General features: G+C 39.7%; 10 protein-coding genes. 2 read left to right on the top strand and 8 right to left on the bottom strand.

Going from position 1 to position 17107, the window contains the following annotated elements:
• The first annotated feature begins 2 nt into the window (after nucleotides 1-2).
• Together AC1DDK_RS21935 and AC1DDK_RS21930 are read left to right on the top strand one after the other, a co-directional pair.
• A complete protein-coding gene (locus AC1DDK_RS21935) occupies nucleotides 3-1979 on the top strand; it encodes an alpha-ketoacid dehydrogenase subunit alpha/beta (RefSeq protein WP_288882714.1) in 1977 nt (658 codons plus the stop codon).
• Between the two features lie 53 nt (nucleotides 1980-2032).
• Nucleotides 2033-2842: a hypothetical protein gene (locus AC1DDK_RS21930; RefSeq protein ID WP_288882715.1), complete on the top strand. Its 810-nt coding sequence runs from the start codon at nucleotides 2033-2035 to the stop codon at nucleotides 2840-2842.
• Here AC1DDK_RS21930 and AC1DDK_RS21925 read toward each other — a convergent pair.
• The 8 genes from AC1DDK_RS21925 to AC1DDK_RS21890 form a co-directional block, all read right to left on the bottom strand.
• Complete coding sequence (locus AC1DDK_RS21925; RefSeq protein WP_172662414.1) at nucleotides 2791-3375, bottom strand: SprT-like domain-containing protein; 585 nt, start codon at nucleotides 3373-3375, stop codon at nucleotides 2791-2793. The genes AC1DDK_RS21930 and AC1DDK_RS21925 overlap by 52 nt on opposite strands.
• A gap of 49 nt (nucleotides 3376-3424) precedes the next feature.
• Nucleotides 3425-5539 carry a ferrous iron transport protein B gene (gene feoB, locus AC1DDK_RS21920; RefSeq protein ID WP_288882718.1) on the bottom strand — a complete coding sequence of 705 codons (2115 nt, stop codon included), beginning with the start codon at nucleotides 5537-5539 and terminating at the stop codon, nucleotides 3425-3427.
• Nucleotides 5540-5544: 5 nt separating this feature from the next.
• Nucleotides 5545-5760, bottom strand: a complete 216-nt coding sequence (locus tag AC1DDK_RS21915) for a FeoA family protein (RefSeq protein ID WP_048903622.1) — start codon at nucleotides 5758-5760, stop codon at nucleotides 5545-5547.
• Between the two features lie 235 nt (nucleotides 5761-5995).
• On the bottom strand, nucleotides 5996-6400 hold the full coding sequence (locus AC1DDK_RS21910) for a VanZ family protein (protein WP_172661939.1): 405 nt from the start codon (nucleotides 6398-6400) through the stop codon (nucleotides 5996-5998).
• Between the two features lie 3 nt (nucleotides 6401-6403).
• Nucleotides 6404-6784: a glycine cleavage system protein GcvH gene (gene gcvH, locus AC1DDK_RS21905; protein ID WP_288882720.1), complete on the bottom strand. Its 381-nt coding sequence runs from the start codon at nucleotides 6782-6784 to the stop codon at nucleotides 6404-6406.
• Between the two features lie 98 nt (nucleotides 6785-6882).
• The gene (gene sov / locus AC1DDK_RS21900; RefSeq protein WP_448105516.1) at nucleotides 6883-14055 is read right to left on the bottom strand and encodes a T9SS outer membrane translocon Sov/SprA; all 7173 of its coding nucleotides are present in this window, start codon (nucleotides 14053-14055) and stop codon (nucleotides 6883-6885) included.
• Nucleotides 14056-14109: 54 nt separating this feature from the next.
• The gene (ruvA, locus tag AC1DDK_RS21895; protein ID WP_068888257.1) at nucleotides 14110-14694 is read right to left on the bottom strand and encodes a Holliday junction branch migration protein RuvA; all 585 of its coding nucleotides are present in this window, start codon (nucleotides 14692-14694) and stop codon (nucleotides 14110-14112) included.
• Nucleotides 14695-14697: 3 nt separating this feature from the next.
• Nucleotides 14698-17010, bottom strand: a complete 2313-nt coding sequence (locus tag AC1DDK_RS21890) for an NADP-dependent malic enzyme (protein WP_288882725.1) — start codon at nucleotides 17008-17010, stop codon at nucleotides 14698-14700.
• Between the last annotated feature and the right edge of the window lie 97 nt (nucleotides 17011-17107).

The raw sequence follows: 17107 nt of genomic DNA, 5'->3' as shown, positions 1-17107 counted from the left end.
GCATGACCTTCGACCGAAAAGACAAAAGTGACAGCGCATTATTGAATTTCTATAAGCGCCTACTTTATCCAAGAATGGTCGAAGAGAAAATGCTAATCCTACTGCGCCAGGGTCGCATAGGCAAATGGTTTTCAGGAATTGGTCAGGAAGCTATTGCCGTAGGCAGTACTATGGCAATGGAAGCTCAGGAATATATCCTGCCGATGCACCGCAACCTTGGTGTATTTACAACCCGTGATATTCCTTTAAGAAAGCTAATGGCCCAATGGCAAGGCAAAATTACAGGCTTTACTAAAGGGAGAGATCGTTCCTTTCATTTTGGGACTCAGGATTATAAAATTATTGGGATGATATCCCACCTTGGCCCTCAAATGGCACTGGCTGATGGGATTGCACTTGCGGATTTAATTGAACATAAAGAGAAGGCGACTTTAGTGTTTACCGGCGAAGGGGCAACAAGCGAAGGTGATTTTCATGAAGCACTAAACGTTGCAGCGGTGTGGAACTTACCTGTGATCTTTCTTATAGAAAACAATGGCTATGGGCTCTCCACGCCTATAAATGAGCAATTCAAATGCAAAAACCTTGCAGATAAAGCTATTGGATATGGAATTGAGGGAATTCAGGTAGATGGCAACAATATCCTGGAGGTATATGATACGCTGAACTCGATAGCTACTTCTATCCGGAAATACCCAAGACCAGTCCTAATTGAATGCCTTACATTCAGAATGAGAGGACATGAAGAAGCTTCGGGAACTAAGTATATTCCGCAGGAGCTATTCGATAAATGGGCTGCAAAAGATCCCCTCAAAAACTTTGAACAGTACTTACTTGAACAAAATATTCTTACAGAGCGCTTAGTTCAGGAAATAAGCGCCTCATTCAAAACAGATATTGACCAGGAGATAGAAATTGCTTTTCGCGACCAGGAGCCCACTGTCGACATACAAACAGAACTTGACGACATGTTTTCGCCGTATTTGTTTGAAGCTACTGAACCAACCGGATCACCAAGAGAGATACGCTATTTAGATGCCATCACAGATGGACTGAGAACAGGCATGACAAAACATGAGAACCTTGTTTTGATGGGGCAGGATATTGCTGAATATGGTGGGGCTTTTAAGATTACTGATGGTTTTGTAAAGGAATTTGGAAAAGCAAGGGTTAGAAATACGCCCATCTGCGAGTCTGCTATTGTTGGCGCTGGTTTAGGGCTTTCAATAAATGGATATAAAGCTGTAGTAGAAATGCAATTTGCAGATTTTGTTACCTGCGGTTTCAATCAAATTGTCAATAACCTTGCAAAAACCCATTACCGATGGGGAGAAAAAGCTGATGTTGTGGTGCGCATGCCTACAGGAGCAGGAACTGGAGCCGGCCCTTTTCACTCTCAAAGCAATGAAGCATGGTTTACCAAAACCCCCGGACTAAAAGTTGTTTATCCGGCTTTCCCTTATGATGCCAAAGGATTGCTACTTTCCGCTATAGACGATCCGAATCCTGTAATGTATTTCGAGCATAAATATCTTTATCGTAGTTTGAGTGGCAATGTACCATCCGGATATTATAACATAGAGATTGGAAAGGCCAGTATTTTAAAACATGGAACACAACTAACTATCATAACTTATGGATTAGGGGTTCACTGGGCACTCTCTTATCTGGATGAAAATCCTGAGATTTCAGCCACTCTAGTCGACTTACGAAGTTTGCAGCCATGGGATAAAGAAACTGTTGCCACAGCAGTTAAAACAACAGGCAGAGCCCTGATCTTACATGAAGATACGTTAACCTGTGGCTTTGGCGCCGAGTTGGCTGCATGGATCTCTGAACATTGCTTTAAATACCTCGATGCTCCGGTTATGCGTTGCGCAAGTGCCGACACGGCCATACCAATGAGCAAAACGCTTGAAGATAGTTTCCTGGCAAAAAGCAGCCTCCCGGATACCGTGAAACGCCTGTTGGCTTACTAGTTTAACTTGGCATGATAATAGCCTGTTAGTTAAACACAAGCTAAGTTCATCGTATGAAATCATTATCTCTATTTTCCTTGCTCGCTATAACTGTTGTGAGTTGTAATCAGGGTCCTAAGCATCCTCAAGCCGATCTTGTTAATGCGCGTATTGGCACTCCAATGACAGAGGCTTCGATATTGCTTTATGCAGATTCCATTGATGCAACCCTCAATACTTATGAAAAGAATATCAGTCTGGTTTATCAACTGGGGCAGGCAACGATGCGTGTAGAAAAATACAGTTGGAATGGCAAACCGGTATTGTTTTCTCAGTACGAAAATGATGAAGGAATAAGCAATGAGATAAAAAAATACTATTTTAAAAATGATAGCCTGATTTTGTTGAGGGAGGGAGCCAAAATAACCAAACAGGGAACAGATGTTTTTGAGGATCATCGCACCTATCTTAGAAATAATATCCCCTTTAAAGAAGAATTCCGCAGTTCAGCCACCCTCACATCGCTTAAAGCCGAGCCTTTCCAGATCAGAAAGAAAACAGCTTCCGATCAGACAAAAGAATACAATGAAGACATAAAGTTATTAAACGACGCAGTTAACGGCGCTGATAAATTTGATTTGGTTTTCGATAATGTTATATCTGCTCCGGATGAAAGGTATATTCTCTTAAAAAGTAAAATCGCCGGCGGCTATACCGCAAGCATTTTAATAAAGGATACGGACAGCTATGTGGATAGTCTGTTAAAAGACCCTTCAATTTATAAGGACAAAAAATTGAATATAAAATGGGAAGTAAGAGACAAAGAAGCCGTTTATGTACCCGTAGCGGGCAGTGTTACCTCCGCTAACGGATTAAAAAGATAAGTATTCCCGTTATCAAGACAAACACAACGATATCTTTTTCTCAGTCGCTCTCCTTTTTTAAATTGTCTTCCGTCTTTTATGCTAAATACGGTGTTTATAGGAAGCTCTTCCAGGCGGGAAACATTTAACAGCAGATCATATTTTTTCAAAGCTCTTGACAACTTCAAATCAGTACAGCTGGCGGCAGATGGGTTATTTAAATAGCTTACAATTGCAGATTGTACGTCCTCAGGAAAAATATTCTGTTCAATAAAAGGTACCATCATGCGCTTAAAATTCCGTTTCCATTCATCACCATGAGGTTTTACTTTATTTTTGTGGTCGTTCCAGGTTAGCAGATGAGCAAATTCATGAACAGTGGTTACAAGAAAAGCGTAAGCATTAAGGTCATTATTGACCGAAATCTTATGCCCGGCACCCTTAAATGGATGTCTGTAATCACCAAGCTTTGTTGCTCTGTTCTTAGAAATCTTAAATTCACATTGAAAATAATCTATCCACCGGGCTATAATTGGAGCCGCGGCAACAGGCATGTATTGTGCTAAGATATTCTCCTTTTTCACAAAGGCCAAGATAATTAAATTACTTTAAAAGTTGATAGGCGATCAGACTCGCTACATATGCCATTCCGGTCATATACACAATTTGAATAATAGGCCATTTCCAGGATTTGGTTTCTCTGAATACCACTGCCACAGTACTCATACACTGCATTGCAAAAGCATAAAATAACATCAGGGAAAATGCCGTGGCAAATGTGAATACAGGCAGGCCGGTATCCGGATCCCGCGCCCCGCGCATTTTATTGCGGATGGTAGCAACCTCCCCATCATTATCCACACTATAAATAGTAGCCATTGTACCTACAAAAGCTTCTCTGGCAGCAAAAGAGGTAATTAAAGCAATACCTATTTTCCAGTCGAATCCTAAGGGTTTAATAGCAGGTTCTATCACATGCCCTAAAATACCCGCATAAGAGTTTTCAAGCTTCTCTGCGGCCCTATCTCTTTCCAATGTGCTAATTTGCACACTATCTTTTTGGGCTTCTATAGCTGCATATTTATCATCAATTTCTTTAAACCTTTCAGATGGGCCGTACGTTGCCAATACCCAAAGGATAATAGAGATGGCAATAATCACCTTACCTGCTTCAAATACAAACGTCTTTGATTTCTCATACATGGTATAAATCACATTTGTCCATCTCGGCATTCTATACACAGGCAGCTCCATAATGAAATATGATTTCTCTTTCGCCTTTATCAGGAACTTCATCACAAAAGCTACCACGACTGCTGCCAAAATACTAATAACGTACATCCCCATAAGGGTTAAGCCTTGCAAATTGATAAAGCCCCATACCATCTTTTCTGGCACAACCAATGAGATCAATAAAGTATAAACAGGTAATCTGGCAGAGCAGCTTACCAAAGGAGCAACCATAATAGTGATGATACGATCCTTCCAGCTTTCAATATTCCTTGCACTCATGATTGATGGAACGGCACATGCCAAACTTCCAATCATAGGTACTACAGATTTACCGCTAAGCCCAAACTTTCGCATGATCTTATCCATCATAAAGGTAACTCGAGCCATATAGCCGGTATCCTCCAGTATAGATATAAAAGCAAACAGGATCGCTATTTGAGGAATAAATATCACTACACCACCTAAACCAGCCAATACACCATCTAAAAGAAGATTGGTTAAAATACCATCTGGCAGATGCTGGTGTCCGTATTCAGTAAGCCACACAAAAGCATATTCAATTAGCTCCATTGGATAAGACGACCAGGAGAAAATAGAATTAAAAATAAAAAATAGAATCCCAATGAAGATCAGAAAGCCCCAAAATTTATTGGTAAGTACCGAATCCAGTTTATCACTAAAAACAAACTTTCTTGCCGCTCCGGTATCTTCTACCACCCCACTTAAAATGGTGCTTAAATACCTGTAGCGGGCAATGGTTTCAGCTGCTTGTAACTTAGAAGATTCAAAGGTATGCTCAGCTTTTATCCGCTCAAAGGCTTCATGATCCTGAAGGGAAAATGTATTAAGATGCTCGTGCTGATGCAGTATTTGTAAGGACAGGTAATTATTTTCTGTTTTGATGCGCTGCTTAACCAAATTAATAGCCTCTGGCGCCAATACATGCATATCCGCTCCCGCTACCTGGGTAGCAATTTTTGTAGTATTATCAATAGCTTCCTTTAGCTCAGTTAAGCCCGAATTGCTCCTTGCAGAAATTGCTACTACTTGTATCCCCAGCCGTTCAGAAAGTTTATTGATGTTGATATCAATTCCTTCTTTTTTGGCCATATCGGTCATATTAAGTGCCAGAACCATTGGAACACCCAAATCGGCCACCTGCGAATAAAGCAATAAATTTCTTCGAAGGTTTGTTGCGTCTGCTACCAGCACAACAATATCAGGATGACTTGAATTATTTTTATCAGCCAACACCTGAAATACGATGCTTTCGTCTTTGCTTTTTGGATACAGGCTATACGTACCAGGTAAATCAATTATTTCAGCCTGTTTATTATCGGCTAGTTTGCAATAGCCTACTTTCTTGTCAACAGTTATACCCGGAAAATTTCCAATCTTTTGATTTAATCCTGTAAGCAGGTTAAAAAGTGTAGATTTCCCAGTGTTGGGGTTACCAACTAAAGCAATTTTAATATCTTTTGCCAAAATTATTATTGAATTATAATAATAGACGCTTCGTTTTTACGCAAACAAAGTTGATATCCTGCAACGCGAATAGCTATTGGGTCACCAAGTGGCGCAAAACGTTCTACTTCTACTGTTTCACCAGGCAAGCATCCCATTTCCATTAATTTTACAGACATTTCAAGATCTGTAAACGCTACGATAGTACCTTGTTCTCCTGGATTTAACTGTGAAAGTTTCATCTATGTATAAGTGTTATTTTGAGGCGCAATTTAGACTTAATTTATAATAAATCCAAATAAGCAGGGATTTATATATAGTCATAAAAAAGCCCTTTAATAAATAAGGGGCTACTTGTTAAATTGATACAATTACTTACTTGGATAGCTGGAATAGCTAACTTTTGGGCATTTACAACCTGGTTTAAAAATGCTGCAGCTGCTAATTAATCCTACAAACATTAACAGCATCAATAAATTAAATCGTCTTTTCATTGTAATTAGATTTGTGTAGTAAGATATAGCTAAAAACGCCCATAAAAACACCTGTCATATCACATCCAAAATCCCACCACTCTGCTGATCTGTAAGTAAAAAACTTCCATTGTAACAATTCAATACCACCTCCAAGTGCTGCTGTAATTACAATGATCTTAAATATGGTCAGAGAGCGGAAGCTATAATTATGCTGATGTTTTATTTTACCATAAAACAACAGAATAGTAAGCACATAAAAGAACCCCAAATGAACCAATTTATCAAAGCCTTCAAAAAAAAAGCCTGATCCACTKGTATCAGGCATTTTCATATTACAAAGCACTAAAATTACAATGGTCCATACAATGGCCCAGACCTGATATTTTAATTCCCCGAATTTATTCATCAATTATGCTCCTACAAGTGCCTTGTAAGCATCCGAGGTTAATAAGCCTTCAACTTCCGAAAGATCAGAAACTGCAACCTTAACCATCCATCCTTGTCCATATGGATCAGAATTTACCAGCTCTGGGTTGTCATTAAGAGCAGCATTAGTTTCTGTCACGGTAGCAGTTACTGGCATAAACAGATCTGAAACTGTTTTAACCGCTTCTACAGTACCAAATACCTCGTCTTTGCTCACTTCGTCACCTACAGTATTTATGTCGATGTACACGATGTCGCCTAGCTCACGCTGGGCAAAATCAGTAATACCGATATAAGCTTCATTACCCTCAATTCTAAGCCATTCGTGGTCTTTAGTGTACTTTAATTCTGATGGAAAATTCATTTCTCTAAATTTATTTTTTCGTAAATCTTTTACCGCTCAACACATTAAATAAGCTGCGCGCGCTCAAAGGTAATTAATATCAGTGTTTATAACAATCCTTAATTCAGAGTAATCCTTAAACTAAAACCAAAATTACTGAAAGAGGTGTTAAAGGTCTGCGAAGTATACGGCTTGGTAACGTTAGAATCATAGAATACCCGCACATTAAAACGCTGGTTAAGCACATAATCTATACTCGGCCTAAAGGTTATGTTCTGCGCTCCTGATGAAACTTCTGCCTCAGTAATATCTGCACGATAAATCACAGTCTTATTATCTCTTAATGCAATGTCCAACTTAAAATCCATATTGTTATCAGTCTTTAATCCTTTAAATAACCCAAAAGGGAATCTGAATTTATTTGTTCTGTATCCCAAACCAAAAACCATATTGTTTTCCGTTAATTGAGCGAGCTGACTGTTTGCAAGACTTAATCCCAGCAATCTCGATCGGCCATACTCAAAGTTAGCCGTCATGTTATTTTTCAATCTGGTATCCACACCAATTAGCGGGGCAAATTGTTCAGCAATAGTTACCTGAGAATACTGGAACTTAGGCAAAAAGTTTCCCCCATCAGCATCTTCTCTGCTAATTACAGATCCGTTACTTTCCTGATATCTCAATAGGGAGTTAAAACTGTTTACACTGTACACTGAACGATAAGAATGTCTGATGTCTATTGAATTAAACCGGTCCGCAAGGAAAGCAATACGGGTTAATCCACGGTAATTCAACCGCCAGTTCGGCAAAGGAATACTTGGAAGAGAGTTCAGGTTAACTGACGAGGCACTTCTGCCCGAATAAGCTGCTAAAAATGCAGAAACAACTACATCCTGGGCATTCTTATCGTAACCATCTGCATAACCATCAACCATTCCTCTTGAATTTGGGTTTTGTGCGCCCAAACGCTGCGAAATCACCTGTCGGTTGGCCATGAACTGGTTAAACAACTTAGAAACCGTACTGCCCGATTTTTCTGAGAATGAGGTGCGTAAAGAAATAAATGAAACACTATAATCTCCGGTTGTATATGGACTTAAATTCTCAAATTCACGACTGTCTCTATCATATCTGTAGTTCGTAGAGAAATTCGATGTTCTATTCTTATTTGCAGTAAGGGTAATGGTCAAATCCCGAATGGGCTCAATTAAACTGGTAAAGCTTAAATCCTCTCGCAAGGTATTCACATAAAGCTGTGTCTGTAAAGTATCCGTAGTGAGCCATCCATTATTAACGGCCATACTTCTAATGTCACGCTGACTTCCGAACACAAAGCCCAATCCCGGAGCTCCGGTCACATCATCAATACCAAAATAATTGGTTTTAGGTAAATAACCTGGCATAAATATACCCCTGGTCTGCGTATAAGCACCTACAATATTTTTAATTCCTGTAAGTAAACCTACAAAGAACCCCGTGCCCGATTGCTTATCTGTAGTCCCGGCACCTGCCTTTCGAACAAATCCGAATTTGTTGTATAGACTGGCAAGGTTCAGATTTGGATTGATCTGAATGATCCTTGAATTCTGAATGGTATTCCCCAAATCTATAAGTGGGTTTCTAAGGGTTGATAGTGGCTCAGTCTGCCAGTTAAAGCTAGTTCCGTAACGAGTAGTTACATTTAACCAGTCCATTCCCGGAATCTTATTTAACGGTAAATTATAAGTAACATTTAAGTTGTGGGAATAGTCTGTAGTTCTACCCAGTCGCTTTAAATTCTGCCAAAGTGTGTCTCTTTTCAATCCGTCAATTCTGCCCTCGGGCTCATCAATGATAGAGTAATTGGTGGCATCAAAATCTAAAGTAAGTGAACGGGTAAAGTTCCAAGAAATACCATATACCCGGGTAACAAGGAAATTTTTATTAAACGTAGTGTTTATGGGAATGGCATTATTAGGGTCATTGTTGCGCAGGCTGTTTTCTGAATAATACCGGTCCAGATCAATCCTAAAGTTTATGGAATTAGGCAATAAGCTAAAGTTGATCTCTTTTAATAATGCCAGCGTATTTGATTTAATKATCTTGGCAAGCGGTTCATAGCTTTTTGACTGACCGGCATAATTATAGGCCAACGATGCCCTGTAAGTCTGCTGAATATTATTCTGATTAATAAAATCCCTATGTGCAAACTTAGTATAGGCATAACTTGCGTTTAAATTTTCTACATCCCATAGCTTAGGTTTTTTATCAAGATCGGTACGTTCCTTTCTTACATTTGTAAAACTGATGCTATTACGTGTAGTATAATCCTGTGCGTAATTCAGGATCTCTTTTTTCTCTGCTTTAGTGGCCCCTTCCAACGCAGTTTTCAATTCAATATCCGGCGTTCTCGGATCATACTGCGGTGTACTTATCTGACTTGAATAACTAATAAACATGGGAATCTTTACCCCCGATTTATTAGGTAAAAACTTGCCAAGTTCCATGCTCGAGGAGATATCAAAAAATACATTATCAGCTCTGTTTCTTTCGCTTACTCGTTTTTCCAGGGAGCCGAATCCAATCGTAGATTTACTTCCCGAAATGTTTACATCCGCAAAATCTGCCAGTTGTGCATTCATCCTTGCAGTTGCAGCCCACCCCCCTCTTTCGTCAAACTGCGTCAACCTTAATTCATTAAACCATATCACCGCATTTTTATCCAGCCCATCATCCTCACCAGGGTTTGCAGGATTCCTGAGTGGATTTTTCACACCAAGCATATAAACCCGGACTTTACTCATATCAGGCTGACCCTTTATGGTAATTGTTTTCCCATTTTCGATAAATTCATAGGGGATATTTACCGGCCATGGCTGCCCGTTAAGCATAGCTTTATTTCTGGCTATCTTGGCTTTTTGAAAAATCTCAAGTTCAATATCCAGTTTATTCTGGTCCGGCCAGATGGCATAAGGATCACTTGTTCCCGGATTGGTAACCCTTAAAGGTTGTGAGTACTCGTAATAATTATCCTGATTATCGGTCCCAATTCTTAAAAAGGCACTCAGGTCATTATTATTCAGCACATTACTCCCAAGGGCTTCAAGGTGAATATACATTTCCAAGTGCTTATATGATCTGAAATCATTAATAGCGGTTTTAAATGTAGCTCTTCCGTATCCATCCCTCAAATTTTTGATCGTTACCGCCAGCGACTGTTCATTCTGCCTGGTATCACCACGATAATTGCTGAAATCGCGTTCTCTTTCAATACCCGGAGGAACAACATATGGTATTGGGGTACGTTTTCCATTTTCTTCAATGTTCACTGTGGCTACTTCAATTGTCGAATTATCGGCTCCTATTGGTTGTAACACCGGATCAACAATTACCTGTGCAGGATCGTTATTTGCATTATACTGGCGCCATTCACCTCTTATCAATTGGATCTTTCCAAACCTTAGCACAGTGGTATCGGCATAATTGGTCAGGAACATTCTAATGAAACGAATCGACTTAAAATCCTGGATATTTCCAACCTTTTGCTGGTATTGTGCCAATGGAATTCGGATCTGATACCAGGTAACAGGTTGTGTTTGTCCATTAGCAAGTTTAACCTGCGAGGTCACCTTGTCAGTAACAAAATTTTGTCCAACCATTAAATCTCCCGGACGCATAGATACCTTATATTGAAAATACTCGTCAGACTGGGTCATGTTATTATCTCTGTTGATGTCCTCTCCATCCGGTAAAGAAGTAGAAGCTGAATTCTCTACACCAAAATCTTCCTGAGATTGTTCAGGGGTCTTAGAGTTTCCTTCAGTACCATTATATCTCTGGTAACGTTTTAAAATTCCGGCACCAGCCTGATCGAGTGCATTACTCCGATAATAGGAATAGTCATCTGATGATGGGTCATTTTCTAATTCAGCAGCAGCATCAGGATTTAACTGCCCCTTTATTTGATTAATAAGCGAGGCGAATTTGGCACGTTCATCATTATTCGACAACCCGTCCAGCCCTACATCCTGGGTTCTTCTGGCAGCTGGATCATTGTCAAATGCCTGAACCACCGGTTGCAGCTTAGGTACCCTGCCCCAATTTGTTTCATCAAATTTACTTGGATCTCCATTTGCAGGCAACCCATTTTCTAATGATTTACGTCCGTCTTTCAGAATGTCTTCTGAAATATTTCCAACATTAAAATACAAATCACCTCCGGCAGAATTTGGTTTATAAATATTTGGGTCCATAACCCATAATTCTATAAACTCTATATTCAAAGCCTCAAAATCATTGGTTTCAATTCTTCTGAACAAACCACCCCATCTCGATTTAGGATTATTTAACAGACCATTAGAACCAAATCCTGTTGGTGCATAATTATAAGGTCCTCTCACCGTCGGATAAAAAGCAACATCTAAAGTTGGCAGGGTGATAGATTGACCGGTACTTGTTTCTTTAAAAGGGAAAACCTCCTGCTCTATAATTTCGCGCACATAATGATTCGACAATTCTGTACGGTTGCTTCTTATGCTGGCAGGTAAATTACTCGCATTCCTATTGTAAAAGGTCGGGTCAATATTATAAAATGCAATACGCGCCCTATTGTAGCCGTACGCAAGGTCATTAGTCAAATTTGATTCAGGGAACAGTTGAGGGGTACCCGATAACTGCCATGCTACAGCACTTTTAAGATCTATTATTGATCTCGAGGCTTCAAAATCATCCAGGTAACTTACGCCACCTTTTTGACCTCCAAAGTTAAGCGCATTCGGGTGGCCAGGTAACAATTGGGCAAACTCTCCCGAAAAGGTAATGCTCGAAGGGGCTTTGGTAGAAAGGAAAGGTAATTTATCAACCAGCTTAGTTAAAAACCTTGAGGGTGAACTGTAATTAATATCCAGCCCCCATATGGTATTGGAAATCGGTTCCTCTCCAATGTTTACTTTTGGTGTTAGCGGTTTTTCAGAAAGGTTCATGATTGTACCTCCCAAATTCAGTTTATTATTTACTTTATAGTCCAGCCTTGCCCCAAATAACGACCGCTGCTGCAACCCAAAAAGTTCATTATTTTCTGTTGATATTCTTATCGGCTGGCCTGATATTAAAATTCCCGTATTCAATATCTTCACCCTTCCTCCCTGGTAGTCTACTGTAAAATCCACTCCTTCCTGTAAAGGAATTGTTCCGGCAAAAACCCTCACCGATCCCTCCGGCACATTGATGGCATTTAAGCTAAACTCCGAGGCAATATCAGATTGGTAACTTCCTTTAATGATATACCGGTTCTGTTTGGTAAACAATTGCTGCGCCACAACCTTGGTCGAGTCGTACAATGCAGTGTAAGTGTATTTATCAATAAAAGCTTGTTCGGTTGGTAAAAACTGACTGGCCAGATCTCTTCCAAATGGCTCAACAAGCGGAAAAATTATTCTCCCATTTAATGGATCTATAGTAATGTATCCATTTTTTGTGTTTGAAAGCACGTAGGCCGTATTTCCATTGGTATTATTAATTGTATTGGTATTGTTAAAAGCACTATTGTTCCCAAATGTGTTTGAGGAGTTCTGATTAGAATTTGAATTAAAAGGGTTATTCTCTGCCTGGAAGTCAAAAATCCCATCCGGTTTTGCTTCATCCTGCTGATTTAAACGATCCAAACCCCCTACCTGTATCCATAACTTATCTTTTAGTGGCCGCTTAAATTCATCCAGTTTCTCACCCTCAGTAATAACTGGTCTCTCAATACCTGTTTTCTCGTCTATTCTAAAGATATCCAGCTTAAAGTTTTGTTGACTGATTTGGTATCCACCTATAGAATAAATATTTTTCATCATCAGTCCCCATGTAGGCAGGTTAACTTTAGTCGTTTCATTCTTTAATAACTTTGCGAACAAAACTTTAGGGCTCCCCTGGTCAAATGGAACATCGGTAGTGAACTCACCAACCTGATATTCTACCCCATTGTAAGTATAGCGGTACGCAACGGCAAGCACTTCGTCTGTATTCAGGGAATTATTTAAGGAGATATAACCCAGTTTAGGATGAAAGGTAAACTCTCTTTCAGTTAGTTTTCTGGCATAAGTGAGTTTCGCGTAGTTGTCTGTTCCCTTGCTTTGCTCAAAGAAAGAAATAACTGCATTAGAGTTGGTTTGTCTCGCATCTGCCGGCAACCTATCCAACAAATTATTTGAATGCCTTGGAAACTGAGCATTCTTAAATGCCGAAGGCAGTACTGAGGTTCCTCCGGTCAGGGTAGCATTGTATGGCCTGTTCTCTCCCAAATCCATAAAGGCAAGAACATCTCTGGAATCCTGAGTATTGCCGGCCTTATTGGTAACCCATACTTCTATTTTTGTAATGATAACACCCGAAGTAATGGTAGGCGGATTGGATAGGGCCTTATTGTAATTGTCCCTGAAATACTGGGCAAGGAAATAGTGTTTGTTTGCTTCGTAATTATCTGCACTGATCCTGTATTCGTTTTGCTGTGCACCATTATTAATCTGTATTTCTCTCGACTGCGATTTTTGCTGGGTAAAAACAGTATTTACGTTCAGTTTACCAAACTGCAATTGTGTTTTTATCCCAAATAAGGCTTGTGTTCCGCTAATTAAGGTCGTATTTAAAGGAAGGCTCACATTACCGGCCTCTATTTTCTTTATAATATCATCATCACCACCTGTATAATCCAACTTAATCTGGTTCTCAAAATCRAATTGAGCTTCAGTATTGTAGTTCATATTAACCTTCAGCTTGGTACCGATATTACCAATCACATCCATCTGGATCCGCTGGTTAAAGTCAAAATTACCCTGCACCCTCTGGCGTTCATTAAACAGGGGGTTTTCATTTCTGTTTATTCTACCCAAAAAGGTAAGTTCCGCTTCCCCCCTCGGTTGGATATTGATCGTATTCCCGCCAAATATTTTCTCGAAGGCTTTACTATTGATACTCAAACTAGGAATGATCCCGGTTCTTCTTACATCATTGATCTCCTCATTCGAAAGTGTCCTCCAGTTTTCACGCTTAATTTCACTGCTTATCAACCGCTGATATTCGGCGATGGTTAGGTATTGAGGGGCAGCTATTAACTTATCGCCCACCAGCTGTCTAATAATGTATCTTTTATTTATGGCATCATACTCAACCTCACGTTTCACATTTTCCGGCAAGGGCTTAAAGGAATTTGACGGTGGCCTTATTCCCAGCCGCTGCTTTTCTTTTAACCCGAATAAATTTCTTGACGTATCAGTGGCAGCCCGCCCAACCACTACCTGAGAGACAGCATTTTTTCCCCAAAAGAGTATAACCAAGAGGAGAGATAATATTAGCGTTAATTTGTTTTTCAAGAGTAAAAAAAGTTATAAATTTTTTAGGGCTAGCTTAATCATTTGTTCTACTGATAGATCCTGACCACCCACCTTCACTGCATTATCAATTGCCTTTTCAGATGCAGGTTTAGCAAACCCGAGCATCATTAAAGCCGATAAAGCTTCTTCCTTTACAGTATTGTTTAAAGGGGCCGCAATTAACGACCCCGTTCCTTCCTTCTTTAATTTATCCTGCAACTCAAGCACAAGCCTTTGTGCAGATTTCACACCTATCCCCTTAATACGTTGTATAAGCGGAAGGTCGCCGCTGATAATAGCCGACTGAATTTCATTAGGGGTAATGGATGAAAGCATCATTCTTCCTGTATTTGGTCCTATACCAGATACCGAAATCAGGTGCAGAAATAACCTTCTTTCACCTTCATCAGCAAAACCATACAAAGTATGGGCATCTTCTTTAATATGAAGCCATGTATAGATTTTACATCGCTCCGCATCAGCAAGACTGCTGTATGTGTTTAGAGATATATTAATATGGTAGCCTACGCCACCGGCTTCCACTACAATATACGCGGGGCATTTAAAGGTCAACTTACCATCAATATATGCAAACATATTTTATCTTTTTGAAATTCTTTTTAATAGACCTTTTTTCGGATTTGCTTCTTGTTCTTTAGCCTGTACGTCTAAAACTGCAATGGTTACCATGTTTACAATTTCTCTCACTGAACTGCCAAGCTGTACAATATGTACCGGTTTTTTCAGACCCAGCAAGATCGGGCCAACGGCTTCCGCTTCTCCAAGTTCCTGTAATAACTTATAAGCAATATTACCAGATTCCAGATTAGGAAAAACCAGTGTATTCGCTGGAGCGCCTATTAACCTGCTAAAAGGGAAATTGTCTTTTAACATCTCATTATTAATGGCAAAGTTCCCCTGCATCTCACCGTCCACCATAATATGCGGATATTTCTCGTGTAATATCTTTACAGCTTTCCTAACCTTTTCCGGTACAATACCTTCATTAGAGCCAAAGTTAGAGTATGAAAGTAATGCCACCCTTGGCTGTATGTTAAATTTACTTACAGATCTTTCTAAAAGCAAAGTTAAATCTACCAATTCTTCTGCAGTAGGATCAACATTAACAGTCGTATCTCCGAAAAATACAGGTCCCTTTTTGGTCATCATCATGTACATGCCTGCAACACGGTTTACACCCTCTTCTGTACCAATAACCTGCAAAGCTGGCTTAATTGTCGACACATAATTCTTAGTCAAACCAGAAATCATTGCATCAGCTTCTCCAAACTCAACCATAGAAGCACCAAAATAATTCCGGTCACGCAGAAATTTGGTAGCCTCAATTAAAGTCACCCCTCTTCTTTGTCTCTTCTCATATAATGAGTTCGCATACTTGCTCATGCGCTGCTGCTCTTCAAAAGGGTCAATTATGGTAACGCCCTCTAATTCCAGTGCATTTTCCTCAATTATTTTCTTAATGATTTCCTTGTTTCCAAGCAGAATCGGAATAGCTATATTCTCATCTTTTACAATTTGGGCAGCTTTTAATATTTTATAGTTGTCAGCTTCAGCAAATACAACGCGCTTAGGATCAGATTTAGCCTTATTTGTAATTGCACGCATAATTGCATCATCACCACCCAATCGATGTTTCAATTCCTCAGTATAAGCCTCCCAATCGGTGATCACCTTACGCGCCACACCCGAGTCAATTGCTGCTTTAGCAACTGCAGTAGATACATTCGTCATTAAACGAAGATCCATTGGTTTTGGAATAATATAATCTTTACCGAACTTAATGTTGGTTTCATTGTAAGCCATATTAACCGCCTCAGGTACTGGTTTTTTAGCCAGCTCGGCAATTGCTCTTACTGCAGCGATCTTCATGGGCTCGTTAATAGCAGTAGCCCTCACGTCAAGCGCGCCTCTAAAAATATATGGGAATCCCAAAACATTGTTCACCTGGTTAGGATAGTCAGAACGGCCGGTAGCCATAATGATATCCTTACGGGAATTGAGTGCCAGCTCATAAGCAATTTCCGGGTCTGGATTTGCCATAGCAAACACGATAGGATTTTTTGACATTGATTTCAGCATATCTTCTGTTACACAATTAGCAGATGATAAGCCAATGAACACATCACTATCCTTCATTGCCTCCGCCAGTGTATCTAAATTTCTGGAAGTTGCAAATTCAGCTTTGATTGCATCAAGGTTCTCACGTGTATCACGGATCACACCAGAGCGGTCACACATCACAATATTCTCTTTTTTAGCACCTAAAGAAACATATAAGCGTGAGCAGGAAATGGCAGCAGCACCTGCCCCATTCACTACTATCTTAACCTTATCCATTTTCTTTTTTTGCAGCTCGCATGCATTTAGCAATGCCGCCGCCGAAATAATAGCAGTTCCATGCTGATCATCGTGCATAACCGGAATCTTCATTTCTTCCTTTAAACGACGCTCTATTTCGAAGCACTCAGGTGCCTTAATATCTTCTAAATTTATGCCACCAAAAGTAGGCTCAAGGGCTTTTACGATCTTCACAAAATCATCCACATTAGTGGTGTCCAGTTCCAGATCAAAAACATCAATATCAGCAAATATTTTAAAAAGGAGACCCTTTCCTTCCATTACAGGTTTTCCTGCTTCCGGTCCAATATTACCTAAGCCCAATACAGCAGTACCATTACTAATCACAGCCACTAAATTCCCCTTAGCTGTATATTTATAAACGTCTTCAGTATTTTCAGCAATCTTTAAACATGGCTCTGCAACCCCAGGTGAATAGGCAAGCGCCAGGTCTCTTTGAGAGTTTGTTGGTTTTGTTGGGATAACCTGAATTTTCCCAGGGCGCCCTTGCGAATGGTAATCTAAAGCATCCTGCTTCCTGTTTATTTTAGTCATAAAATTGTCAATTGTAAAGGGTCAAAGTTACAATTMTTTTATTAGGGCTTAAAATAAAAAAAAGGCAATTAAATTACGGATTTCGCGTGTTTAAATG

It is taken from the genome of Pedobacter sp. 05T44, assembly GCF_056395985.1.
Note: the sequence above shows the minus strand (reverse complement) of the source record. Positions and strands in the feature narration are given on the sequence as shown.